Genomic DNA, 25,435 nt, shown 5'->3' on the forward strand with positions numbered 1-25,435 from the left:
TGGATGGTGGGCTGAAAGCGTCAGGCCTGCGCGGCCATCCGCTCCCGCAGGCTGCGGGGGCGCATGTCGGTCCAGACCTCGGTGATCCGGTTCAGGCACTCGTCCTTGGGGCCCTGCGTGCCCTCGGCGTGCCAGCCGTCCGGAAGGTCCTGCCCGGCGGGCCAGATCGAGTACTGCTCCTCGTCGTTCAGCACCACGCGGTAGATCCGGTCGTCGGTGGTCTCGTCGTTCATCGGTCTCTCCTCGGGCTCAGGTCGATGCCGTACAGGCTGTGCAACCAGGGTCGGGGGCCCGGCTATATCTCACCTATATCGAGGCTCGGCAACCCCAAAACGCACGGACGGCGCCGGGATCCGAGGATCCCGGCGCCGTCCTACCCCCGGAACGGGTTATTCGCGCAGACCGGCCCTGCGTCCCGCCGGGCCGCGACCGGCGGCCAGCGCCGGCACCACCGCCCCGAGCACGGCCAGCACCAGCCCGGTCAGGGCGATGCCGGCCACCGGCGTCCAGGGAATCTCGATCGAGGTGGTGCCGAACATGCCGCCGAGCGCCACCCGCAGCCCGGCCAGGTTGAGGGCCGAGGCGACCAGCGCCAGGATCACCCCGATCAGGCCGACCAGCAGCGACTCCCCGGCGAACACCCCGAGCACCTGACGCGGGGTGGCCCCGGCCATCCGCAGCACGGCCAGGTCGCGGCGCCGGTCGGCGGTGGCCATCAGCAGGGTGTTGAGCACCGCGATGAAGCAGAACAGCACCACGATCACCGCGACCGACCGCTGCCGGACCTCGATCAGGTGCCGGGCCGCGGCGTCCTCGGTCACCTGGAACTCGGCGGTGGGCTGCACCTTCAGCCCGGCCGTGCCGGCCAGCGCGCCGAGCGCGGCCCGCACCTGATCGGCGTCCGTGCCGCGCGGCGGCACCAGGTAGGCGCGGCGGGCCATGCCGTTCGAGGCGAACGCCGTGGTGTTCGCGTAATCGGCCGACAGGTAACCGATGTCGTCACCGCGCAGCGCCTCGTAGACGCCGATCACCTTCAGCCGCTGGGTGTTGCCGACGCCGAGGTTCATCTCGACGCTCTCGCCGAGCCGGTAGTTCCAGACCTCGGGCACGACGACCGTGGCGGCGTCCAGCCCCTCGGCGCTGCCGGCCACCATCGGCAGCCTCATCACGTCGGTGAGCGCACCGCCGTAGATCACCTCGGCCTCGTTCTCGTCCCACTCGCCCTCGTCCTGGGTGTACACGGTGGTGTGCACCGGGGCCACGATCCGCGCACCGGGCAGCTTCTCCTGCATGCGGTCGATGTCGCCGAGACTGATGCCCGGGGCTCCGTCGGGGGCGATCGTGAAGGGCGCGGTGACCCGGTTGCGCACGCCGTTGTCGCGGGCCAGGCCGACCGAGGCGGTGGCGCCCAGCAGCGAGGTGGCGATGCCGACGGTGAGCAGCACCGGCGCGGCGGTGGCGGCGGTGCGGCGCCGGGCGGTGAGGGTGCTCTGGCGCACCAGCATCGGCCCGGCGTGCCGGGACCCGGCCAGGGGACGCATCAGCACCCGGGTGAGCGGGCCGACCGCGACCGGGGCCAGCAGTGCGAACGCGATCACCGGCACCAGCAGCAGGGGCACATAGTTGTTGGGCGACAGGGTGATCCGCGGATCGAGCCAGCCGATCCACACCACCACCCCGAGCGCGGTGGCCAGCGCCAGGCCGCCGACCACGCGGCGCCCGTTCTGGCCGGCCGTGTCGTCGGTGTCGGCCTCACGCAGCGCCTCCAGCGGGCGGATCCGCGAGGCCCGGCCGGCGGCCACCACCACGCCGAGCACCGCCATCAGCACCCCGCAGGCGAACGCCGCGACCAGCGGCAGCACCACCAGCGTCAGGTAGGGGCCGTGGATGCCGAAGCCCTCCGGCGAGACCCCGAGCCGGTGCAGCCATCCGGCCAGGACGTTCGCACCGGCCAGGCCCAGCGCGCAGCCGGCCAGCGAGGCACCGGCACCGACCAGCACGGCCTCCCCCAGCACCATCCGGCGCACCTGCCGGCCGGTGGCGCCGACGGCGCGCAGCAGGGCGATCTCGCGGCGGCGCTGCACCACGGTGAAGGCGAAGGTGGAGGCCACCACGAACACCGCGGTCACCCCGGCGACGCTGGCCATCACCGGCAGCAGGGTCACGGTGTTGTCGATGTCTTCCAGGTCCTGTGCCCGGCTGTCGTCGAGGATGTGCCTGCGCTCGCCGGTGAGCACCTGGGCCCGGTCGCCGGTGACCTGCCGCACCCGCTCCAGCGTGGCGGTGGGCACCACGGCCTGGATCCGCGGCGAGATGCGGGCTGCCTCGGCGGCGCTGAAGAACACCGCGTCCTCGTAGCCCACGTCGTTCGTGATGCCGCTGACCGTATAGGTGTTCGCGCCGTCGGCGGTCCACACCCCCACCCGGTCACCGACGTCCAGGCCGGTCGCCCGGGGGACGACGATCTGGCCGTTCCCGGCCGGCGCCGCGCCGGACTCCAGGTCGTAGCCGCCGTAGCGAGCCACCTCCCACGGGTGGCCCAGGCCGTTCTCCGGGCCGCCGGCGATGCGGGCCTCGAAGCTGCGGTCGACCGCGACCGGCCCGGTCTCCCGCAGGTCGGTGAGCAACGCCGGGTCCACCCCCTGCGCCTCCTCCAGCGAGCGCTGATGCAGGTCGTGCTGCACCGGGTTCCAGGACGGGTCGGTGGCGAACACCACGGCCGGGGCGGAGGCGAAGCGTTCCGGGGCGCGGTCGGGCCGTGACGCGGTGGCGCACAGCAGAAGGCCGACGGCGGCGATCTGGGCCACGCCCAGGACGAGGGCCAGCACGCTGCCGCTGAACCCGACCCAGCGGGCGCGCAGGGTCTGTGCGGCGACGGTCAGCACCGGTCCGACTCCAGACCCGTCATCCGGGCCGCCACCTGCGCGGCGGTCGGTTCGGTCAGTTCGCCCACCAGCCGGCCGTCGGCGAGGAACACCACCCGGTCGGCGTGCGCGGCGACCACCGGGTCGTGGGTGACCATCACGATGCTGTGCAGGCCGCCGCCGGGCGCCCCGAGCAGGTCGCGCAGGGTGGTCAGCAGTTCCCGGCCGGTGGTGGCGTCGAGGGCACCGGTCGGCTCGTCGGCGAACAGCACGGCCGGGCGGGCCACCAGGGCCCGGGCGATCGCGACCCGCTGCTGCTGGCCGCCGGAGAGCTGGTTGGGCCGGTGCCCGGCCCGGTCGGCCAGGCCGACGTCGGCCAGCGCCCGGGCCACCAGGTCGCGGTCGGGGCGGCGGCCGGCCAGGCGCAGCGGCAGTTCGACGTTCTGCGCGGCGGTGAGCGAGGGCAGCAGGTTGAACGCCTGGAAGACGAAACCGATGTGGTCGCGCCGCAGAAGGGTGAGGGCGGTCTCGTCGAGGCCGGTCAGGTCGGTGCCGCCGACCACCACCCGGCCGGAGTCGGGCCGGTCCAGCCCGGCCGCGCACTGGAGCAGGGTGGACTTGCCGGAGCCGGACGGCCCCATGATCGCGGTGAAGGCGCCCACCGGGAAGGTGATGCTGACCCCGTCCAGGGCCCGCACCTCGGTGCCCCCGGTGCGGTAGGTGCGGGTCAGGCCGGTGATCTGCACGGCCTCCGGCCGCCCGGAGCCGGAGGCCGGCTCCCACTGTTCCTGCACGCGGACCTCGGTGCTGACGTCCACGTCGCTGCTCTTGCCTCGCATGGTTCCCCCCACTGTTCGTTGGTCCTCAGTCGCGGTACCCGACCTCGACGCTGCCGGCGTCCACGGTGGCCGTGATCGTCGCCTCGGCGTCCGGGTCGGGGGTGAAACCCACTGTCGCCTCCTGGGAATCGGAGTGCGCCACGACCGCGTAGGCGCCGCTCGGCACCAGCACCGAGACGTCCCCGGCGCTGGTCACCGCCCGCACCCGCCGCGGTGGTGACGCGTAGCTCAGCTCCGCGTCACCGGCCTGGGCCTCGACGTCGGTGCTGGTGGCGTTCAGATCGTCACCGCTGATGCTGCCCTTCTGGGTGCGGGCGTGGATGCTGCCGCCCACCCCGGACAACTCGATGTCGCCGGCGCTGCTGCTGAGCCGGACGTCGCCGCCGACGCCGGTGACGCTGAGCGTGCCCGCCTCGGTTTTCGCCTCGACGTCGGCACCGGCCGGGACCTGGATCTCGAAATCGGCCGAGCAGTCGTCGATCCCGGCCACCCCGCCCTCGGGACAGCGGACGTCGAGGTGCAGGACGTCGCCCTGCCAGTGCTGCTCGACCCGGGGCCGGGCCCCGATCGACCAGGTGGTCCGGCGGGACAGGGTGACCTGGCCGTCCGGGCCGTCGGTCACGGTGGCGTCGCCGGCGTTGGAGTCCACCACCACCTTGCTGACCGGGTGGGTGAGGGTGGCGTCGTCCTCGCCGTGCTGGGCCGGGACGGCGGCACCGGCGAACACCCGGCCGACCGACACCAGCACGATCACGGTGGCCACGGCCCCCGCCGCCAGCCAGACCGCGCGCAGTTGCATGTTCATGGCCGTCCCCCGCCGCTCGCCCGGTCGGTGGGGTCCTCCACGCCCAGGTACCGCAGCACTGCGAGCACCCGGCGGTGGTCCTCCTCGCCCCCGGTGATGTCCAGTTTCGTGAAGATCGCGTTGATGTGCTTGGCCACCGCGCTCTCGCTGATCGACAGCGCGCCGGCGATACCGGAGTTGGACCGGCCCTGGGCCATCACCTCGAGCACCTCGCGCTCGCGGGGCGAGAGCCGCTCGATCGGGCTGCGGCGGCGCAGCAGCAGCTGCGACACCACCTCCGGATCGAGCGCGGTGCCGCCGCCCGCCACCCGGCGCACCGCGTCGATGAACTCCTGGACGTCGGCCACCCGGTCCTTCAGCAGGTAGCCGACGCGTTCGGTGCCGGTGGCGAGCAGCTCGTTGGCGTAGCGTTCCTCCACGCTCTGGGAGAGCACGACGATGGCGACACCCGGCTGCTCGCGGCGGATCCGGATCGCGGCCCGCAGCCCGTCGTCGGTCAGGTCGGGCGGCATCCGCACGTCGATGACGGCCAGGTCGGGCGGGTCCTGGGCGACCGAGGCGACCAGCGCGTCGGCGTCGCCCACGGCGGCCGTCACCGACAGCCCGTTCATCTCCAGCAGTCTGGCCAGGCCCTCGCGCAGCAGCACCGAGTCCTCGGCGATCAGAACGCGCACGGCAACTCCGCGGTGATCGTGGTCGGTCCCCCGGCGGGGCTGTCGATGCGCAGCGTGCCGTCCACCGAGGCGACCCGGTCGGTCAGCCCCTTCAGGCCGCTGCCGCCGCCGACCCGGGCCCCGCCCACGCCGTCGTCGGTGACCTGCACCCGCAGTACCCCGTCGGCCTCATGCACGGCGATGTCGACGGTGGTGGCACCGGAGTGCCGCACGGCGTTGGTCAGGGTCTCGGCGACGACGAAGTAGGCGACCGCCTCCAGGGCGATCGGCGGGCGCTGCTCGGGCAGGTCGACCTCCAGCCGCACCGGCACGGCCGAGCGGGCGGCGATGCCGGACAGCGCGGCGTCGAGGCCACGGTCGTCGAGCACCGCCGGGTACAGCCCGCGCACCAGGTCACGCAGCTCCGACAGCACCAGCTTGGCCTCCTCGTGGGCGTCCTGCACCGCCAGCTTCGCGCCCTCGGGCAGGTCGGGGTGGGCGGTGCGCAGGATGCCGAGGTTCATCGCCAGCGACATCAGCCGCTGCTGGACGCCGTCGTGCAGGTCGCGCTCGATGCGGCGGCGCTCGGCGTCGGCGGCGCTGACGGCGGCGGCCCGGCCGGCCCCGACCGCGGTGAGCCGCTGCCCCAGCTGGATGCGGCGGTTGACGCCCAGCAGCGCCTGCGCGGCGCGGGAGTCGGCCTCGGCCAGCCCGGCGGCCAGCAGCGGGGTGGCCAGCAGGATCACGACGCCGGCCAGGCAGAACCCGATCTGGGTGACGGCCAGGTGCAGGTCGGTGCCGAACGGTCCGCCGGACGGCAGCGACCAGCCGTAGGACGGCAGCAGTGTGAGTGCCACGCCCGCCACCCAGCCCAGCCCCACCAGCAGGGCGCCGGCGCCGGAGGCCGCGGCCAGCAGGTGGTAGCCGGTCTGTCGCCAGAAGCCCTCCGAGCGCAGGTCGGTGAGCCGCCGGCCGAACCATCCCCGTTCGGCGTAGTCGGGCCGGTCGGGCGGGATCGGCACGCCGCGGAACGCCAGGTGCCGGGAACGTTGCAGATCGGTCAGGACCCGCACGAGGAACAGCAGCAGCCCCGACGCCACCAGCCCGCCGACCACGCTCACCGCGAGCGTGGCGGCCAGGGTGATCAGGACGAGCACCCCGGCCGCCCCGGCGATCCCCAGCGGCACGTTGACGCAGAGATAGGCGGTGTCGAGCCAGGCCTGACGGCTGACCGGGCCGCGCGCCACGGCGAGGGCGGCCTGCCGGCCGCTCACCGTGCGCACTTCCCCCTCATCCATGCGTCGACCGTAGGCAACCCCGGCGGTGACCCGCGAGTACCCCAGCACCCGTTTCCGCCCTGTACCCAGCTCCACCCCTGTTCCGGCTCGGCCTTCACCCGGGCCTTCATTCAGACCTTCACTCGAGCCTTCATTCAGGCAGGCCTACGGCGTCCCGGCGGCGGTCCGGGCGGCCGTCAGGTCCACCACCGGCCGCGAGGACGGCTCGGCCATCGCCACCGCGATCCGCCGGGGGCCGGTGAACGGTTCCCGGCCGTGCGCGGCCGCCATGTTGTCCACCACCAGCACGTCGCCCTGCCGCCAGTCGAAGCGGGTGGACGCCTGGCGGTAGCAGGCGCGCAGGTGGTCCATCACGTCGTCCGGGATGCGCCCGCCGTCGCCGAAGTAGGTGTTGGTCGGCAGGTCCGGCTCGTCGAAGATGCCCAGCAGTCCCTCCCGCACCTCGGCGGCGAGGGTGCCGACGTGGAAGAACGTGGCGTGGTTGAACCACACCGGCTCACCAGTCACCGGGTGCGTGTGGACGGCGTCCCGGACCGCGGTCGTGCGCAGTCCGTCGTCCCCCAGCCACTCCGATCGCATGCCCCGGTCCCGGCAGTACCGCTCGACCCGGGAGCGGTCGCCGGTGCCGAACAGCTCGCGCCAGGGCACCCCGAACCCGGGACGGAAGTTGCGCACCACCCGCCAGCGGCGGCGGGTGAACTCCTCGCGCACCGACTCGTCGACCGTGCGCCAGACCCGCCGGATGTCGGCCAGCGGCGTGGCGCCCTGGGTGAGCGGCTCACGCAGGCAGTGGAAGAACAGCGTGCGCGGCCACACGGCCTGGTACGAGTTCTCGTTGTGCAGGAAGATCTCCTCGGCCGGCGGGTAGTCGGTCGAGGTGTAGATGTCGCCCTTGATGCTGTGCCGCGGCGAGGACCGCTCGGCGTAGGTGAGCGGGTCGTCGCCCGACACCGCCCGCACCACGTCGGCGAAACCGTCCACCCCGCCGATCGCGAACCCGCGCAGCAGCACCGCCCCGCGCTCGGCCAGATCGCGCCGCAGCGCCGGGCGGTCCTTCGAGATGCGTTCCAGCACGGACGTTCCCGACCCGTCGTCCTCGAACAGGGCGGGCAGCAGGTCCTGGCTCATCGTCGTCCCCCGTTCAGTCCGACATCGCGACGAGAACCCGCCGCGGCCCGGTGAACGATCGCCGGCCGTGCCCGACCGAGATGTTGTCGATGAGCATCAGGTCGCCGGTGTTCCAGTCCACGTCGACGGCGGCCTCCAGACCGCGGTCGCGCACCTGGATCGCGTACTCCCCCGGGATCGGGCTGCCGTCGGCGAACCTGACCGACTGCGGCAGCTCGTCCTCCGGCATGATCTTCGCCAGCGCCGCGGCGGTCTCGTCGCCGAGGGCGGCGGCGTGCCACTGGTCGGACTGGTTGAACCACACCTCGTTCTGGTTCACCGGGTGCTTGATCGTGGCCGGGCGCACCATGTCGACCCGCAGGCCGCCGTCGCCCTTCCACTCCCAGGTGGCGCCGGAGGCGGTGAGCAGCTCCTGCACCTGGTCCCGGTCGGTGGACTCGAAGGTGGCCTGCCAGCTCTTGCCCAGGCCCAGCCCGTCGTGCAGGTTCTGGGTGTAGCGCACACCGCCGGCGAACGCGTCGCGCACCTCGTCGTCGAGGGCCTCCAGCCAGGCGGTGCCGTCCACGATCGGGGTGGCGCCACCGGTGGCCGGCGCGACCTCGCAGAAGAACATCAGCCGGGCCGGCCAGCTGGCCGCGTAGGACAGCTCGTTGTGCATGGAAATGGTGTATTCGGGCGGGTACTCGGTGGAGGTGTAGACGTTCTTGCCCACCTTGGTGCGCGGCGAGTTGCCGTGCACGTAGGCCAGGCGGTTGGGCAGCAGCAGGTCGATGGCGCTCTCCAGGGTGCCGGGGGTGACCCCGAAACCGCGGAACACCAGCGCCTTGTGCTCGGTCAGCAGGGAGTCCAGCGCGGCCTCGGCGCGCAGGTACTCGACCAGACCCGCGGCGGTGGCGGGCGCGCGGACGGTGCCGGGCGTGATCTCCAGTGGTTGCCAGCTCATGATCGGTGAACTGCCTTTCTCTGAGCGCGGTCTCCGGTGGTGCACGACGGTGTCACGGGGGTCTATACGTTTCCGATACTCAGCGGCTGTGCCGGCCACCGGCCAGGTGCCGGCCCCTGCTCCTGCGGCGGCCGGCGCGGGGGCCGAACACCAGCGCGGCGACGGCGGCCAGGCCGGCCATGACCGCCGAGAAGACCAGCATCGCGGTGCGGGTTCCGGCCTCCTGCAACAGATATCCGGCCCCGAGCGCCCCGAAGGCGCTGAAGCCGGAGACCATCAGGAACACCACACTGCCGACCCGGCCCTGCAACCGGTCGGGGGTGACCCGCATCTGGTGCACGGTGCCGGCCACGGTGACCGACGCGCCGATCCCGGACATCAGCGCGAACAGGCCACCCAGCAGCCAGGCGTCGCGGGTGAGGGCCATGCCGGGCAGCACCAGGGCCCAGACCAGGTAGGTGACCACCATGATCCGTTCCATCCCGGCGCGCTGGATCCAGCGGCCGCCGGCCAGGGCGCCGAGCAGGCCGCCGACGCCACCGGCGGCCAGGATCAGGCTGACCGAGACCGGCGACCGCCCGGTGTCTTTCGCGATGAACTGGAGAGCCAGGATGATGCCCTGGAAGATCATGTTGCTGACGGCCACGAGCACCAGGGCGATCCGCAGGTCGCGCTCGCGCCACACCCAGGCCAGCCCTTCGCGCACCTCGGCCCACGGGGAACGGCGGGTCTTACCGGCCGGGTGCGGTGGCGGGGGCATCGGCCCGCGCAGCAGCAGGATGCTGATCAGCGAGAACAGGTAGAGGGCCGCGCTGCACGCGAACGGCGCCCAGCGCGTCAGCTCGTACAGGGCGCCGCCGGCCGGGTGCCCGCCGAGCGCGGCCGCGCGCGCCCTGGCCTCGTTGCGGGCCAGGGCGCTCGGCAGTTGCTTCCTGGGGACGACGAAACGGACCGCCCCGCGCTCGCTCAGCGTGTAGAACACCGTGAAGGTACCCTGCACGAAGGCCACGACGGCGAGGTGCCACAGCCACACGTGCCCGAGCACCAGCGCGAGCGCCACCGAGCCGATACCGGCCAGGCGCACCAGGTCGGCCACGATCATCACCCGGCGCCGGTCCCAGCGGTCCACGAGCACCCCGGCCGGCAGCTGCACCAGCAACTGGGGCAGCAGCGCGGCGAACGCGACCAGACCGGCCAGGCCCTTGGCGTAACCCTCGTAGATCACCACGAAGGTGAAGGGCGCGGCGCTGAACCGCTCGGCCAGCACCGCCGCCCCGGAACCGGCCCACATCAGCAGGAACTGGCGGTTGCGGCCGAGCGGGATCTCCTCCTGGTTCTCGTCGTCCCTGCCGTCCTTGCCGCCGGACGGGCGGGCGGCGGGCTCGGCCAGGGTCACCGGGACCCGGCCAGGCACCACTCCAGCACCGCCATCGCGCTGTACAGCTTGTTGCCGGCCTGCTCGAAGGCGATGCTGTGCGGGCCGTCCAGCACCCCGGCGGTCACCTCCTCGCCACGGTGAGCCGGAAGGTCGTGCAGGAAAACGGCTTCCGGGCTTCCGTCCCACAGCTGCGGGCCCACCCGGAACGGCTCGAACAGCCGCCGCCAGTGCGGGTCGGGCTTGCTGGTGCCGGTGGTCTGCCAGCGGGTGGTGTACACCACGTCGTACCCCGTGGCCAGGTCGTGCAGGTCGTGTCGCTGGGTGACACCGTCACCGGTGACCAGCTCGTCCGGCACCCCGTAGCCGGGTGGGGTGCGCAGGTCGAGCAGGGTGCCGGGGAACCGGGGCAGGGCCCGGGCCAGGGCGGCCGCGGTGTTGTTGCCCTCGCCCAGGTAGAGCACGCGCAGCCCGTCGATCCGGCCGAAATGCCGCAGCAGCGTGGTCAGGTCGGTCAGGGCCTGGGTCGGGTGCTCCTCGGTGGTCATCGCGTTCACCACGCCCATCCGGTGCTGCCCGGTCCAGGCGCGCAGCTCGGCGGCCGGGGCCGCGGTGCGGGCGACCAGGCCGTCGAGCATGCGGGAGAACACCTGCCCGGTGTCGTCCAGCGTCTCGCCGGTGTTGGTCTGGAGGTCGTCGGGTCCGTAGGCGACGATCCGCGCGCCCAGCCGCAGTGCGCCGCTGGAGAACGCGGTGCGGGTGCGGGTGGACGTCTTCCGGAAGTAGATGCCCACCACCGCCTCGTCCAGGGCCCGGGACCGCTCGCCGGCGGCGAAGGCGGCGCCCCGTTCCACGATCTGCCGCAGCTGATCGTCGGTCAGATCGGCGATCGAGATCAGGTGACGCATCAGGAGTTTCCTTCCTCCGGCGGGTTCACGTCCGGCATCCCGGCCTGGGCCAGCAGGTCGGACTCGGACATCTGCTCGATCTCCTCGCGGATGCCGGCCTCGATCCCGGCGGCCAGCTCCGCCACGGTGGGCCGCTCGAACACCGACCGGATCGACAGCTGCACCCCGAAGGCGCTCTTCAGCCCGGAGATCAGCTGCACCGCGCGGATCGAGTGACCACCGGCCGCGAAGAACCCGGTGTGCACGTCCACGTCGCGCTCGTCGGTGCCGAGCACGCCGGCCCAGACCCGCGCGACCCGTTCCTCCACCGGGTTGCGCGGTGCCGTGCGCCCGGCCCCCGGCGTCTGCGGCGCGGGCAGGGCGCGGCGGTCCACCTTGCCGTTGGCGTTCAGCGGGATCGAGGTCAGCGGCACGAACACGGACGGCACCAGGTAGGCGGGCAGCCGCTGCGCGCAGTAGCCGGCCAGATCGGCCAGATCGGCCGGATCGCCCTCGGCCCCGCCGGCCGGGACGTAGTAGGCCAGCAGCCGCCGGTCGGCGGGGGACCCGTCCGCGACCACCACGGCGTCCACAATTTCGGGGTTCTCCAGCAGCCAGGCGCGGATCTCGCCGGGTTCCACCCGGTGGCCGCGGATCTTCACCTGATCGTCGATCCGGCCGAGAAAGCCGACCGCGCCGCCGTCGAGCACCCGGGCCAGGTCACCGGTGCGGTACATCCGGGCGCCGGGCGGCCCCCACGGGTCGGGCAGGAACCGCTCGGCGGTCAGGTCGGGACGTCCCGCGTAGCCCCGGGCCACTCCGGTGCCGCCGACCCACAGCTCGCCCGGCACCCCGATCGGGGCCCGCCGGCCGGCCGGGTCGAGCACATGCATGGTCAGGTTCGGCAGCGGCCGGCCGATCGGCACCACGTCCGCGGTCACCCGCCCGGCGACCGGCTGCACGCAGGTGCCGACCGAGGCCTCGGTGGGCCCGTACTCGTTGATCAGCCGGCCGTCGCCGAGCACGTTGCGCCAGCGCTGGGCCAGCGGCCCGGACAGCGCCTCACCGGCCACCACGACCACCTCGGCCAGGGCGTCCATCCGGGCCGGGGTGAGCTGGTGCTCCAGCAGTTCCAGGTGCCCCGGGGTGAGTTTCACGAAACTGAACCGCCCGGCTCCGGCCAGCGCCGCGCCCAGCGCGTCGAGACCGGCGTGCTGCGGGTACATCCACACCCGCTGGCCGGTGACCAGCGGCGCCCACAGGTTGGGCACCACCAGGTCGAAGGCCACCGAGGAGAACACCGGCGCCCCGCCCACGCCCTGGCCGGCCAGCTCGCGGGCGGCCCAGTGCACGTGGTTGGCCAGGCCGCGGTGGGTGACGGTCACGCCCTTGGGCCGGCCGGTCGAGCCGGAGGTGAAGATGACATAGGCCGGCCGGTCCAGGTCGGGCCGCTGCGGCAGGACGGTGTCCGGGCGGCCGGCGATCTCCTGCCGGTCCGCGCCGTCCAGCACGACGGTGCGCAGGTTTGACGAGAACCGTTCGGCGTAGCCGGAACTCGTCACCGCGACGGTGCTGCCCGCGGTGTCCGTCATGTCGGCGATCCGGTCGGCCGGGTAGGACGGGTCGAGCGGCACGTAGGCGGCCCCGGCCTTCCAGACGCCGAGCAGGGTGGCGATCAGGTCGGGACCGCGCTCCAGCAGCACCGCGACCGTGGCCTCGGTGTTCTCCGAGATGCCGAGATCCCGCAGGTGGTGGGCGATCCGGTTGCTGTGCGCCTCCAGCTCCGCGTAGGTCACCGACAGCAGCCCGGCCGTGACCGCCACGGCCCGCGGGCTGATCGCGCCGGCCGCCCGCACGTCCTCGTGCACGCAGGTGAGCGGGAGCGGTCCCGGGTTGGCCGACCAGCCCTCCAGCTGCCGCCGCTCACCGGCCGGCAGCAGATCGAGCGCGGACAGCCGGCTGCCCGGTTCGCCGACCAGGGCGTGCAGCAGCCGCACGTAGCGGTCGGCCAGGCGGCGCACCGTGGTCTCGTCGAAAAGGGCCGTGGCGTACTCGAAGGCGGCGCTCAGCCCGCCCTGAGCGTCCCGCCGCACGAACAGCGTCAGGTCGGTCTTCGACACCTTCCAGGCCTGCTGGAACGCGGCGGTCGCCAGCGGGTCACCGGTCATCGTGGTCGCGCCCTCCTCCTGGAGGTCGAACGCCACCTGGTACAGCGGGGTGCGGGACAGGTCACGGGCCGGGCGCAGCTCGGTGACCAGCCGCTCGAACGGCACCGCCTGGTGGGCGAGGGCGTCCCCGCAGGTCTTCTTCACCCGGGCCAGGGCGGTCAGCACGTCCGGGTCGTCGTCGAGCCGGCAGCGCAGCACCACCGAGTTCAGGAAGAACCCGACGACGCCGTCCAGCTCCCGCCGGTCGCGGCCGGCCACCGGGGTGCCGATCACCACGTCCCCGGAACGGGTGTGCCGGGCCAGCAGCGTAGCCAGCGCGGTGAGCAGGATCATGAACGGGGTGACGCCGTGGGCCCGGCCGAACTCGCCGACGGCCCGGGCCAGCGGCGCCGGGATGCGCACCTCCACCCCGGCTCCCGCCGCGTCCCGCCGGGCCGGCCGGGGGCGGTCGGTGAGCAGCTCGGTCGGCTCCGCCCCGGCCAGTTCCTCACGCCAGAAGGCCAGGTCACCGGCGAGCGCCTGGTCGGTGGTGCTGTCGCGACGCCACACCGCGTAGTCGGCGTACTGCACCGGCAGGTCCGGCAGCACCGCCTCGCGACCGCCGAGCCCGGACGAGACCAGCTGCCGCAGTTCACGTTCCAGCACGGCGGTGGACCAGCCGTCGGAGGCGATATGGTGGATGGTGACCAGCAGCACCGGTTCCTGGCCGGGCAGCAGCACCAGCAGGGCGCGCCACAGCGGGCCCTCGGCCAGGTCGAAGCCGCGGGCGAACTGCTCGGCGAACAGCCCGCTCAGGGCCGCGGCCGAGGCCTGCTCCACCCGCAGCTCGACCTCGCCGGGGGCCACCACGACCTGCCCGGGCTCGCCGTCGCGCACCGGGTAGCGGGTACGCAGCGACTCGTGCCGGGCCTCGATCCGGTGCAGGGCCCGGCGCACGATCTGCTCGTCGGCGCCGCCGGGCAGGCGCAGGAACAGCGGGGCCACCCACTCCGGGCTGCCCGGGTGCATGCTGTCGAGGAACCACAGCCGGTGCTGGCCGGGCGAGAGCGGCAGCGGGCCGGTGCGCGGAACCGGTCGCGGGCCTTGGTCTTCCGGCATGCTGTGGCCGGGGACGGTGGCGGTGCGCGGAACCGGTTGCGGACCTTGGTCTTCCGGCATGCTGTGGCCGGGGACGGTGGCGGTGCTGCTGCCGATTCCGGTGTCGGTGCTGTTGCCTGTGCCGGTACCGATCGCGGCCATCTCACCGGTCACGGCCGCCTTCCCGGTCACGGCCGCCTTCCCGGTCACGGCCGCCTTCCCGATCGCGGCCATATCGCCGATCGCGGCCGTCTCCCCGGTCAGGGCCGCCTCGCCGATCAGGGCCGCCTGGCCGGCCAGGGTGGAGGTGCCGAACAGGCCGGGCAGGTCCACACTTCCGCAGCGGGCCCGCAACCGGGTGGCCAGGCGGGTGACGTCGAGGGAGGTGGCGCCGAGGGCGAAGAAGTCGTCGTCCACCCCGATCTCGTCCACGTTCAGCAGCTCGCGCCAGATCCCGGCGACCATCTGCTCGGCGGGGGTGCGCGGCGGCACCACCGCCCGGCCGACCGGCTCGCGCGGGGCCAGGGCGGCCAGCGCCCGACGATCGGTCTTGCCGCTGGGGTTCAGCGGGAACTCCTCCAGCCGCACGAACCGGGCCGGCACCATCACCTCGGGCAGGCGCTCGCGCAGGAACGCACGCACCGAGGTGTCGCCGGGCACGGCCGGCCCGGCCAGGTAGCCGGTCAGCCGCTTGCCCGGCCCGCGCTCCTCCACCAGCACGGCGGCGGAACGGATTCCGGGATGCGCCAGCAGTGCGGACTCCACCTCGCCGGGCTCGATCCGGACGCCGTTGATCTTCACCTGACCGTCCAGGCGGCCGAGGAACTCCAGGCTGCCGTCCTGCCGCCAGCGGGCCCGGTCGCCGGTGCGGTACAGCCGAGATCCGGCCGCGCCGTAGGGGTCGGGCACGAACCGGTCGGCGGTCAGCGCGGCCTGATTCAGGTATCCGCGGCCCAGACCGGCCCCGCCCACGTGCACCTCGCCCGGCACCCCGACCGGCACCGGCTCGCCGCCCGGCTCCAGCAGCAGGATGCGCAGGTTGTCGAGCGGCCGGCCGATCGGGACCGGGCCCTCCTGCTGGTCTTTCGCGTAGTGGTGGGCCGTGACGTCGATCGAGCACTCGGTCGGGCCGTAGGTGTTCCAGACCTGCGCCGCGCCGGAACCGCCCAGGGCCCGGGCCAACTCGGCGTCCAGCGGCTCACCGGCCGAGAACACCAGCCGCAGCGAGTCGCAGCCGCTCCAGCCCGGCTCGGCCACCAGCCGCCGCAGCACCGAGGGGACGCCCTGGAGCACGGTGATGTCGTGCCCGGTGATCGCGTCGACCAGGAGCGCCGGGTCACGCTCGGCCCCGTGCGGCGCCAGCACCACCGTTCCACCGGCGACGAGCGGGGCGAAGAACTCCCAGACGGCCGCGTCGAAGCCGGTGGAGGTCTTCTGGAGCACCCGGTCGGCCGAGCCCAGTCCGTGCGTGCGCACGGTCCACAGCACCCGGTTGGCGATGCCGCCGTGCCCGATCACGATGCCCTTGGGCCGGCCGGTCGACCCGGACGTGTACATCACGTAGGCCGCGTCGTCGGCACTCAGCTCCAGCAGCGGGCCGGGCTGCCCGGCCTGCGGGGAGGCATCTTTCGGGAAGGCGGCCTGCGAGGAGACGGCCTGTGCTGGGGCGGCCTGTGCCGAGACGGCCTGTGCCGGGGCGGCCTGTGCCGGGGCGGCCTGCGCCGGGGCGGCCTGCGGGGTGGTCAGGCCGTCGAGCAGCAGCACCCGGGCGCCCAGCCCGTGGGCCCGGCCGGCCAGGTCGTCGCGGCTGATCACCACCCGGGTCCCGGTGTCGGCGACCATCCACTCCAGCCGCTCGTCCGGGTGGGCCGGGTCGAGGGGCACGTACGCCGCCCCGGCCCACCAGACCCCGAGCAGGGCGGCCACCAGATCGGGGTGCCGGTGCAGGTGCACGCCGACCGGGTCACCGCGTCGCACACCGAGTCTCCGCAGTTCACCGGCCACCGCCCCGGCCCGGGCACCGAGCGCGGCGTAACCGGTGACCTGCTCGCCCGACACGACCGCCGGAGCGTCCGGGTCCCGCCGGATCCGGGCGGCCACCAGGTCGGGCAGCAGGTCGGGCAGCAACTCCTGCGCCCGGCCGGGCGTCGTGCCGGGTACCTCTGAACGCTCGCTCCCGCTGACCGCCGGCTCCGGCGATGTGGTGCCCAGGGGTTTCATGACATGTCCTCTCACGGCCTTCGCGGGCCTTCGCGGTGCGGCGGGTCGGTACAGCGGGTCGATACGGCTCGGAGCGGCTCACCAGCGGGTCGCTGCCGGCCGAGTCGCGTTCAGGCCCAGACGTGTTCAGGCCCACACGCGTTCAGGCCCAGGCGCGTTCAGGCCCACACGTGTTCAGGCCCAGGCGCGCTCAGGCCGGGCCGGGCAGGAAGCCGTCCACGGCCACGCCCAGACCTTCGCGGCGGGCCCGGGTCACCACCAGGTCGGCCAGAGCCAGGTCGAGCACGCCCAGCCCGAACGGCGAGAAGATCACCGGCCGGGTGCGGGCGGACGGCGGGCGGAACCTCCCGCGCACCAGAGAACCGATCGTCGCGGTGACGAAATCCCTTGACCCGGTCTCCTTCTCGGCCAGGTGCAGGGAGGTGTTCTCGCGGCACACGTGGTCGGTGTCGTCCACGATGTTGTCGGCCGACAGCACCGTCTCCACGGTCAGGTCACGCAGCGACACGTGCAGCACGGTGGTAGCCGGGTCGGCCCCGGACAGGTCCAGGTGCGGTGTGCCGGCGTTGGTGGCCAGCGACACCAGCGGATCGGCGGCCAGGGCCGGCCCGATCCCGGGCGCCGTGCTCACCTCCAGGGCGGGCAGTTGCTCGCGCACCCGCCCGGCGAAGGCCGCGGCCCGGTCCGGGTCGGCGTCGTACAGGGTGACCCGGCGGATCTCCGGCAGCGCCGCGACGGTGAACCGGAGCACCTCGAAATTGATCACGCCGCAACCGATCAGCACGATGCCGCGGGCACCGCCCGGCACCCCGATCTCGCGGGCGGCCAGGGCGGCGCCGGCCGCCGTGCGCCGCGCCGAGATCAGCGAGCCCTCGACCAGCGCCTCGGGCCGGCCGGTGCTCATCGAGTTCAGGATGATGGCGGCGCTGGCCCGCTCCCGGCCCTCGCCGATGTTGCCCGGGAACGACGAGATCCACTTGATCCCGGCCCGTGGCGGGCCGCCGAGGTAGGCCGGCAGCCCGATGATCCGGTTGCGCGGATCGTCGGGGAAGCGCAGGAAGATCGAGTGCGGCAGCACGCTGCCGCCCTGGTCGTGCTCGGCGTAGGTCTGCCCGACCAGGTCGATCAGCTCGCGCTCGCACCCGTCGAGCACCCGGCGCACGGTGGTGTGGTCGACGATCAGCACGGGCTCACCTGCCCGGCCGGCTCCCGGTCGCGCCACAGCCCGGACACGTCCCCGAAGTGGTGCTCCACCCAGGCGTCCGAGTACACGGTGTCGAGGTAACGGTCCCCGCCGTCCGGGAAGATCATCACGCAGTGCGAGCCCGGCGGGATCCGGGTGGCCAGCCGGTGCAGGCCGGCCACCGCCGCCCCCGACGAACCGCCCGCCAGGATCGCCTCGGACCGGGCCAGGCGCCGGCAGGCCACCACACAGTCCAGGTCGGTGACGTGCACGACGTCGTCGGCGAGGGTGTCGTCGAGCAGGGGCGGGCGCACCGAGGCGCCGTGCCCGGGGATCAGCCGTGGGCCCGGCGGCAGGCCGAACAGCACGCTGCCCACGGCGTCCACCGCGACGATCCTCGTGTCCAGGCCGTTGACCCGCACGTAGCGGGCGCAGCCGACCAGCGTGCCGCAGCTGCCGGTCGGGAACAGCACGTAGTCCACCCGGCCGTCCAGGGCCTGAGCGATCTCGTGCATGGTCTCGTGGTGGGCGCGGGCGTTGAGGGGGTTCGCGTACTGGTTCGGCCAGAACGAGCCCGGCAGTGTGGCGTTCAGCTCCCGCACCCGGCGCAGCCGGGCCGGCAGGAACTCACCGGTCAGTTGGTCGGGCTCGGTGATCACCTCGACGGTGGCGCCGAGCGCCCGCAGCAGCCGCAGGTTGGCGGCGGTGGTCTTGGCGTCCACCACGCAGACGAAGTCCAGCCGGTGGTAGAGGCAGAACTGGGCCAGGCCGACGGCGAGGTTGCCGGAACTCGACTCCACCACCGTGGAGCGGCCGGGCACCAGGTCGCCGTCGCGCAGGGCCGCGCGCAGCATGCTGACCGCGGTGCGGTCCTTCACACTGCCGCCCGGGTTGAACCGCTCCAGCTTGGCGTAGGCGGTGAGGCCCAGTTCGGCCGACAGCCGGGTCAGCCGCACCAGGGGGGTGTCGCCGACCGCCCCCAGCACCCCGTCCACCGGCGGCCTCATCGCGCACCGCCCAGGGCCAGCAGGCGTTCCCGTTCGTCGGCGGCGACCATCGCCAGCCGGCCGGCCGGCTCGTGCGGGCGGCGGGCGGCGTCCTCGGTCAGGGTGAGGAAGTGGCCGAGCATCGCCTCGATCGTGGCCGGCTCGAAAAGGTCGGTGTCGTAACGGAAGGCGACGGTGAGCGTGTCGGCGCCCTCGGTCACCTCGACCGACAGGTCGCACTGGCCCTCCAGGTGCGGCACCTCGAAGTACGACAGCAGGCGTCCCCCCACCTCGACCTCGTGGTCGTAGACCTGCTGCATGCGCCCGCCGAGCCGGTCGGCGGGCACCATCGTCATCGACACCCGGAAGGCGCCGTGCTCGTAGGGGCAGGCGGCCCGGGCCATCCCGCCACGCAGCTGCCCGGCGGCCTCCGCGATCACCTCGGTCACCGGCGTGGCCGGGCCGAACCGGGCGCGCACCGTGATCGGGTTGACGAAATAGCCCACCACCTCGGCACTCTGGCGCCTGCGGGTGGACGCCGGGCAGACCAGGGTGAAGTCGTGCTGCCCGGTGTAGCGGTGCAGCAGCACCTGGAAGGCGCCGATCAGGTGGGCGAAGGGCGAGACCCCGGCGCGGGCCGCGGCCTCCCGCACCGCCCGGGTGAGCGGCGCCGGCACCCGGCGGGCCACGGTGCGCCCGTGGTACGACGGTGCGGCCGGGCGCGGCCGGTCCAGCGGCAGCTGCACGGCGTCGGCGCCGTCCGTGACCGAGCGCCAGTACTCCCGCATCCGGGCGCCCCGGGGTGAGGCGACCAGGTCCTCCTCCCGGGCCACGTGGTCGTGGTAGCCGGTGTGCGCCGGGTACCACAGCGGCCCCCGGCCCGACCCCGCGTAGGCCTCGTAGGCGTCCATCAGGTCCCGCCAGATCAGCCACTGCGAAGTGGCGTCGGAGGCGATGTGGTGCGTGCCGAGCAACAGCACCGCGTCGTGCGGGCGGCGCAGCAGCACGGCCCGGAAGGCGCCCCGGCCGGACAGGTCGTAGGGCTCGCGGGAGGCCGCCGTGACGGCCCGGTGCAGCTCGCCGTCGTCGGCGTCGCCCAGGTCGACCACCCTCAGCCGGGCGTGTTCCCGCTCGTCGCGCACGATCCGGCGCACCACGCCGTCGTTCTCGACGAAGACCGAGCGCAGCATGTCGTGCCGCCGCACCACGGCCCGCACGGCCCGGGTCAGCACCGGCAGGTCCGGGCCCGGGCGGAAACGGCCCGCCCCGCCGGCGTTGTAGGCCGAGCTGCCCGGCGCCATGGTGTGCAGCAGCCAGAGCGAACGCTGCCCCTGCGACAGCGCGTGTTCCACCGGCTCGGTGTCGTTCACCAGGACCTCCGTCACGGGGCTCAGGCTGCTGCCCGGGTCAGCAGCACGAAGTCGACGAGGTCACGCACCCGCACCAGCGATCCCACCTCGTCGTCGGGAACCTCGATGCCGAAAGACATCTCGGCGGCCGAGAGCAGGTCGACCCGGGTCAGCGAGTCCATACCGAGTTCCTCGAACACGGTCTCCAGGTGGATGTCCTGGTCGAGGCCAGGCATCAGGATCCTGATCTGCCGGTCGATCTCGCCGAGGATCTGGTCGTTCGTCATGGTGTTCTCCGTTCGTGAAATGATGTGTCTTCGCCGGTGCTCTCAGGGCATCCGGACGACCTGGCCCGAATAGGTGAGCCCGGCGCCGAATCCGAGCAGCAGCACCAGGTCTCCGGGTGTGGTGCGGCCGCTCTCGTAGAGCCGCGACAGAGCCAGCGGCACCGAGGCGGCCGAGGTGTTGCCGGCGTCGACGACGTCCCGGACCACCTGGTCCTCGGCGAAACCGAGCCGACGGGAGAGGGTGTCGATGATCCGGCAGTTGGCCTGGTGCGGCACGAACCAGCGGATGTCGGCGAGCGTGACGCCGGCCGCCACGCAGGCGCGCTGCGCGGCCTCGGGCATCGCCGAGGTGGACCACTTGTACACCAGCGGCCCGTTCATGCCGACGTACTCCCGGCCGTCCTCGGCCTCCGCGAGCTCGAGCACGGCGTGCCGATCGCCGTCACTGCCCCAGATCGACGGCCCGACACCCCATTCCGGCGAACGAGAGACGACGACCGCACCGGCGCCGTCACCGAAGATGACGAAGGTGTCCGGGTCGGCCGGGTTGATCCAGTCGCTGACCCGCTCCACGCCGATCACCAGGGCGTGGGTGGTCTCACCGGAGCGCACGGCGTTCGAGCCCATCGCCACCGCGTAGGTGAACCCGGCGCAGACGGCGTTGAGGTCGAAGGCCCCCGAGGCGGGCAGCCCGATCCGGCTGGCGACCTGCGGGGCGATGCCGGGCATCCGCTGCTTGCGGGTGGCGGTGGCCAGCACCACCAGGCCGATGTCGGCGGGGTCGGCGCTGGACATCGCGATCGCCTTGCGGCCGGCCTCGGCGGCCATCGTGACCAGGTCCTCCTCCGGGCCGGCGTGACCGCGCGTGCGGATGCCGGTGCGTTCGACGATCCAGCTCGGCTCGACCGTGGTGCGCGCGGACACCTCCTCGTTGGTCACCAGCCGGGACGGCCGGTAGGCGGCGATGCCGCTGATCCGGGACTCGTGGGGCATGTCTCCTCCTCGTCGAAAAGTGAAGCACGTCAGGCATTCCGGATCAGAGCGCGATGCCGCCGTCGACCTGGATCACCTGGCCGGTGATGTACGAGGCCTGGCCGGAGGCCAGGAACGAGACCGTGCCCGCCACCTCGTGCGCCTGCCCGAAACGGCCCAGCGGGATCTGCCCGAGCAGCCCGCCGGCGGCCTGTTCCGGCAGGCCGGCGATCATGTCGGTCTCGATCAGGCCGGGGGCCACGACGTTGGCGCGCACGCCGTAGCGGCCGACCTCCTTGGCCATCGCCCGGGTGAAGCCGATGATCCCGGCCTTGGACGCGGAATAGTTGGTCTGCCCGGCGTTTCCGCTCACCCCGGAGACCGAGGAGACGGTGATGACGCTGCCGGCCCGGCGGCGGATCAGCTTCCGGACCACGGCCCGGCAGATGTGGTAGGTGCCGTCCAGATTCACCCGCAGCACGTCGTCCCAGCTGGCGTCGTCCATCAGTGCCAGCGGGCTGTCGCGGATGATGCCGGCGCAGGTGACGACCGTGCTGACCGGGCCGAGTTCGCGCTCGGCGGCGGCGACGAAGTCCTGGGCCGCCGCCCGGTCGGACACGTCGACCCGGCGTTCCAGCACCCGGCCGCCGTGCTCGCGGGCCTGCTCGGCGACCAGCGCGCCGGCCTCGGAACTGGAGGCGTAGCAGAAGGCCACGTCGTGACCGTCGCGGGCCAGCCGGGCCACGATCGCGGCGCCGATCCCCCGCGAGCCGCCGGTGACCAGGGCGACCGGGCGCCTGGCGCCGGGTCGCTCCTCGGACTGCGCGTCCGGCCGTGCGTCAGGCCGAGCGCCCGGCTGGGCATCAGGCTGGGCAACAGGCTCTGCATCAGGCATGGCGAAAGCCTGCGCCCCGCGCCTATCCCCGATCTATCGGGACCTATATGTTTCCTATCGGCCGGGAGGGCATCAGCTTTCGCAGGCCGCCGACCGGACCACCTCACACAGGAAACACCCGTCGTCGGCCCTGCGCACGTGCAGGTACGCCGTCGACGGGGAGCTGAAGAGGTGAGCCGCGGCCTCGCGTACGCCGGCCGCACCGGTGGCGACCCGGGTCTGGGAGACCGCCCGCCCGACGTCCCGGCCGCCGGGCACCGGGCCACCGAAAGCCGTTCCACCGGAAGCGATGACGTCCGGGTATCCCTGGAGGGTGACGGTCAGGTCGTCCGGGAAGACACCGGAGTCCAGCCCGGCACCGGAACTCTCGTAGGCCGGGCAGCCTTCCTCGTGGATCTGGACGGGGCCGGGCAACGGCGCCGGGACCCGCCCGCGCACCGGGTCGTAGACGAACCAGACGGCCCGGTCGACGCCGGCCCGGAACGGGGTGAGGCAGACCCGGCAGGGGCCGCCGCCGGTGGCCAGGTCGACGTAGGCCGGGTAGTCGCACTCCGGTGACCGCAGCGTCGCCCGCACGCGCCAGGCGACGCCCTGATCGATCGGCACCACACGGTAGGTCTGCACCCTGAAAAGCTAGGCGGGACGGGACGGTGCGGCAATGGCGCCCGGGGCAGTACGGGGCTGTAGTCAGCTCCACCCCGCGGCTGCGGCTCCCTGCACCCCGTCCTCGCCCGTCCCGCCCTGACGCTCCAGCACCTGGAGCAGCAGACCGGCCTTGTTCTCGTAACCGCGCCGGGCACCCTCGTCACCGAGAACCGCCGACAGCTCGGCCAGTCCGCGCAGAATCACCGTCTGCCCCAGCAGGTCACCGCCGGAACAGGCCACGGTCCAGGCCCGCTGGTAGGTGTAGCGCCAGTCGTCGTGCCGGCCACGCAGGCCGAAGTAGCCGGTCATGCTCCGGGCCGTCTCCCATGCCTGGGCGATCCGGCCGGTCCGCACCGCCTGGTCGAGCACGGCCACCAGTGCGGCCCGTTCCTGGTCGAACCAGTCCAGCGGATCCGCGAGCAGCGACCGCACGTGCGTGGCCCCCAGACGCCAGCGGGTGGCCCCGCCCGAGCGCGCCGAAACCCCTGGTGGCCCGGCCTTCCGGACCGCGAGGCCCGCTCCTGGCCCGTCCGGCCGATCACCCAACCAGGGCCGCTCACCCCCACCAGACCCGCCAGGCCGGTCCGCCGTCAGACGCCGGTCCGCCTCGTTCGCCAGGGCCAGCCAGGCCCCCATCGCCCGGTCCACGGCGGCCCGGCGCCCGGCCACCGGCTCCTCCCCCACGGCCCGCTCGCGCGCCATCAGCCGCACCAGGTCGTGCAACCGGTACCGCACTCGCGCCGCATCACCCGGCACCGGCAGCACCGTCACCAGCCGGGCCCCGACCAGCGCGTCCATCACGTCCTCGGCGTCTTCCTCGCTGACCTCCAGCACCGCGGCCGTCACCCAGCTGGCGAAGTCCGGCACGTCGAGCAGCGCCAGCCGGCGCAGCCCGGCCCGGGCCCGCGGGTCCAGGTCCCAGTAGGCGCTCTCCAGGCTGGCTCTCACGTCCATGCTGCCCAGACGCAGCTGGTCCAGGCGACCGGACTCGTCCCGCAGCCGGTTCAGCAGACGCCCCGGCGAATGATGGCTGCCGCTCGACAGCCGGGCTCCGGCCACCCGGATCGCCAGGGGCAGCCCACCGCAGGCCGCGGTCAGCGCGCGGGCCGCCCCGGCCTCCGCCGCCACCGGCACCTCACCGATGATCGCGGCCAGCATCACCACCCCGTCCGGCCCGTCCATCGGCTCCAGGTCGACCAGGTGCGTGCCCTCCAGCGTGGTCAGCGGCGAGCGGCTGGTGATCAGCACCCCGCAGCCCGGGCCGGAGGGCAGCAGGCAGCGCACCTGCCGGTCGCTGGCGGCGTTGTCGAGCACCACCAGCACCCGGCGGTCGGCCAGCAGGCTGCGGTAGCAGCGGATCCGCTCGGCCCGCTCCTGCGGCACCTCGCTCTCGGCCATGCCCAGCGAGCGCAGGAACGAGCCGAGCACCTGGTAGCAGTCCGCCGGGGCGCCGTTCGGCTCGCGCAGGTCGGCGTAGAGCTGGCCGTCGGGGAAGGCGTCGCGGCAGCGGTGGGACACGTGCACGGCCAGGGCGCTCTTGCCCACGCCGGGCATGCCGGTGATCATCGCGATGCCGGAGCTGCCGCCGCCGTGCGCGGGCACCAGCAGGTCGGCGAGCTGCCGGGCCGGTTCCTCGCGGCCGGTGAAGTCGGGGACGCCGGAGGGCAGGGTGGCCGGGCGGCGGTCGCTGAGCACCGGTTCGGGCGGCGTGACGCGCAGGGGTGAGCGCTCGGCGACCGGGCCGACGTCCGGCTCACCGCTGAGGATGTCCTGGTAGAGGCCGGTCAGGGCGGGGCCGAGGTCGACGCCGAGTTCCTCGGCCAGCAGGGTGCGGCCGTCGTGGTACACGCCGAGGGCGTCGGCCTGCCGGTCGGCGCGGTAGAGCGCGACCATCAGCTGGCCGCGCAGCCGCTCGCGCAGCGGGTAGGCGGTGACCAGGCCGGTCAGCTCGGCCAGCAGCTGGTTGCCGTGGCCGAGGGCGAGGTCGGCCTCGATCCGGCTCTCCAGCGCGACCATCCGGGCCTCCTCCAGCCCGGGCAGTCCCATGCCGGCCAGGTGCTCGGTGACGTTGGCCAGGGCCGGGCCGCGCCACAGCCGCAGCGCGCGGCCCAGGGTGCCGGACGCCTCCTGGTGTGAGCCGGCGGCCAGGGCGGCCCGGCCGGCGGCGCTGAGCCGCTCGAACTCGACGTGGTCGCTGAGCGCGGTGCCGATCTCGATCAGGTAGCCGGGACGGTGCCGGCGGATGGCCGCCCTGGCGCCCAGCAGCTTGCGCAACCGGGAGACGTGCGTGTAGAGCTGGGCCGCCGCGGTGTTCGGCGGTTCCTCGCCCCACAGAAAGGAACTCAGTTTCTCGTCGGCCAGGATGCGGCCCCTGGCCAGCAGCAGCGAGGCCAGCACCGTGCGCTGCTTGGACCCGTCGAGCGTGTACTGCTCGCCGTCCAGCCAGACCTCGACCGGGCCGAGGATCCGGAACTCCACCTGCCCCTCGCCGGTGCCCCCCGTTCCGGGGTTCGTGCTGTTCCCGTGCGCCGCCGGCGCCGTGCCCTCCCGGCACACCGTCAGGCGGCCGGTTCCCTCCCCCATCACTTTCCTTCCCGCACCGAGGTTTCAGCGTCACACCCCGCACGCCCCCTGCATCGGCTCAGGAGCGCCCTCCGTGCTCACGTGACCGAATCCCGCCGGGCATCGCCCCTGATCCCGTTCTCCCCCGGATCCGGGTGCCCGATGAACTGAGACCCGCGCCGCCGCCCTGATACAGGCACCGGCAGGCTCTTGCGCGAAAGCTAGCCGTGGGCGGCAGCTACCGCCGGTCCCATCGTGCCGCACGGGCCCGGCGGGGGTCCAGACACCCGGCCGGTTCT

The 25,435-nt window shown here is 73.6% G+C and carries 19 protein-coding genes; all 19 read right to left on the minus strand.

The window, feature by feature from the left end; translation table 11 throughout:
* Positions 1–20: 20 nt before the first annotated feature.
* The 19 genes from KIH74_RS14215 to KIH74_RS14305 all read right to left on the minus strand — a co-directional run bounded on the left by KIH74_RS14215 (position 21) and on the right by KIH74_RS14305 (position 25,157).
* Entirely contained in the window at positions 21–233 is a 213-nt protein-coding gene (locus KIH74_RS14215; protein WP_214156382.1) for an MbtH family protein, read from the minus strand.
* Between the two features lie 156 nt (positions 234–389).
* Positions 390–2,885 (minus strand): FtsX-like permease family protein, encoded by a 2,496-nt coding sequence (locus tag KIH74_RS14220; protein ID WP_214156383.1) that lies wholly within the window; start codon positions 2,883–2,885, stop codon positions 390–392.
* On the minus strand, positions 2,879–3,703 hold the full coding sequence (locus tag KIH74_RS14225) for an ABC transporter ATP-binding protein (protein ID WP_214156384.1): 825 nt from the start codon (positions 3,701–3,703) through the stop codon (positions 2,879–2,881). The genes KIH74_RS14220 and KIH74_RS14225 overlap by 7 nt, the downstream gene beginning before the upstream one ends.
* A 25-nt stretch (positions 3,704–3,728) precedes the next feature.
* Positions 3,729–4,508, minus strand: a complete 780-nt coding sequence (locus KIH74_RS14230; RefSeq protein WP_214156385.1) for a DUF4097 family beta strand repeat-containing protein — start codon at positions 4,506–4,508, stop codon at positions 3,729–3,731.
* The gene (locus tag KIH74_RS14235; protein ID WP_214156386.1) at positions 4,505–5,182 is read right to left on the minus strand and encodes a response regulator transcription factor; all 678 of its coding nucleotides are present in this window, start codon (positions 5,180–5,182) and stop codon (positions 4,505–4,507) included. Before KIH74_RS14235 ends, KIH74_RS14230 begins: the two co-directional genes overlap by 4 nt.
* On the minus strand, positions 5,170–6,459 hold the full coding sequence (locus tag KIH74_RS14240; protein WP_214156387.1) for a sensor histidine kinase: 1,290 nt from the start codon (positions 6,457–6,459) through the stop codon (positions 5,170–5,172). Before KIH74_RS14240 ends, KIH74_RS14235 begins: the two co-directional genes overlap by 13 nt.
* Positions 6,460–6,603: 144 nt before the next feature.
* Positions 6,604–7,587: a TauD/TfdA family dioxygenase gene (locus tag KIH74_RS14245; RefSeq protein ID WP_214156388.1), complete on the minus strand. Its 984-nt coding sequence runs from the start codon at positions 7,585–7,587 to the stop codon at positions 6,604–6,606.
* A 13-nt stretch (positions 7,588–7,600) separates the two neighbouring features.
* Entirely contained in the window at positions 7,601–8,530 is a 930-nt protein-coding gene (locus KIH74_RS14250; protein ID WP_214156389.1) for a TauD/TfdA family dioxygenase, read from the minus strand.
* A gap of 79 nt (positions 8,531–8,609) precedes the next feature.
* Positions 8,610–9,944 carry an MFS transporter gene (locus KIH74_RS14255; protein WP_214156390.1) on the minus strand — a complete coding sequence of 445 codons (1,335 nt, stop codon included), beginning with the start codon at positions 9,942–9,944 and terminating at the stop codon, positions 8,610–8,612.
* On the minus strand, positions 9,923–10,813 hold the full coding sequence (locus KIH74_RS14260; protein ID WP_214156391.1) for an ornithine carbamoyltransferase: 891 nt from the start codon (positions 10,811–10,813) through the stop codon (positions 9,923–9,925). The genes KIH74_RS14255 and KIH74_RS14260 overlap by 22 nt, the downstream gene beginning before the upstream one ends.
* Positions 10,813–16,257, minus strand: coding sequence for a non-ribosomal peptide synthetase (locus tag KIH74_RS14265; protein WP_214156392.1), 5,445 nt, complete (start codon positions 16,255–16,257; stop codon positions 10,813–10,815). Before KIH74_RS14265 ends, KIH74_RS14260 begins: the two co-directional genes overlap by 1 nt.
* A 190-nt stretch (positions 16,258–16,447) precedes the next feature.
* The gene (sbnB, locus tag KIH74_RS14270; RefSeq protein ID WP_214156393.1) at positions 16,448–17,443 is read right to left on the minus strand and encodes a 2,3-diaminopropionate biosynthesis protein SbnB; all 996 of its coding nucleotides are present in this window, start codon (positions 17,441–17,443) and stop codon (positions 16,448–16,450) included.
* The gene (gene sbnA / locus KIH74_RS14275; protein WP_214156394.1) at positions 17,437–18,447 is read right to left on the minus strand and encodes a 2,3-diaminopropionate biosynthesis protein SbnA; all 1,011 of its coding nucleotides are present in this window, start codon (positions 18,445–18,447) and stop codon (positions 17,437–17,439) included. The genes sbnB and sbnA overlap by 7 nt, the downstream gene beginning before the upstream one ends.
* Positions 18,444–19,811, minus strand: coding sequence for a condensation domain-containing protein (locus tag KIH74_RS14280; RefSeq protein ID WP_214156395.1), 1,368 nt, complete (start codon positions 19,809–19,811; stop codon positions 18,444–18,446). The genes sbnA and KIH74_RS14280 overlap by 4 nt, the downstream gene beginning before the upstream one ends.
* A gap of 5 nt (positions 19,812–19,816) precedes the next feature.
* Positions 19,817–20,062, minus strand: a complete 246-nt coding sequence (locus KIH74_RS14285) for an acyl carrier protein (protein WP_214156396.1) — start codon at positions 20,060–20,062, stop codon at positions 19,817–19,819.
* A 42-nt stretch (positions 20,063–20,104) separates the two neighbouring features.
* Positions 20,105–21,055: a beta-ketoacyl-ACP synthase III gene (locus tag KIH74_RS14290; RefSeq protein ID WP_214156397.1), complete on the minus strand. Its 951-nt coding sequence runs from the start codon at positions 21,053–21,055 to the stop codon at positions 20,105–20,107.
* Between the two features lie 43 nt (positions 21,056–21,098).
* A complete protein-coding gene (gene fabG / locus KIH74_RS14295; RefSeq protein ID WP_214156398.1) occupies positions 21,099–21,929 on the minus strand; it encodes a 3-oxoacyl-ACP reductase FabG in 831 nt (276 codons plus the stop codon).
* Positions 21,930–22,001: 72 nt separating this feature from the next.
* Complete coding sequence (locus tag KIH74_RS14300; RefSeq protein ID WP_214156399.1) at positions 22,002–22,553, minus strand: DUF1203 domain-containing protein; 552 nt, start codon at positions 22,551–22,553, stop codon at positions 22,002–22,004.
* 63 nt (positions 22,554–22,616) lie between these two features.
* Positions 22,617–25,157: an AfsR/SARP family transcriptional regulator gene (locus tag KIH74_RS14305; RefSeq protein WP_214156400.1), complete on the minus strand. Its 2,541-nt coding sequence runs from the start codon at positions 25,155–25,157 to the stop codon at positions 22,617–22,619.
* Positions 25,158–25,435: the final 278 nt, after the last annotated feature.

Source organism: Kineosporia corallincola, from assembly GCF_018499875.1.
In the GTDB taxonomy this organism is placed as follows: domain Bacteria; phylum Actinomycetota; class Actinomycetes; order Actinomycetales; family Kineosporiaceae; genus Kineosporia; species Kineosporia corallincola.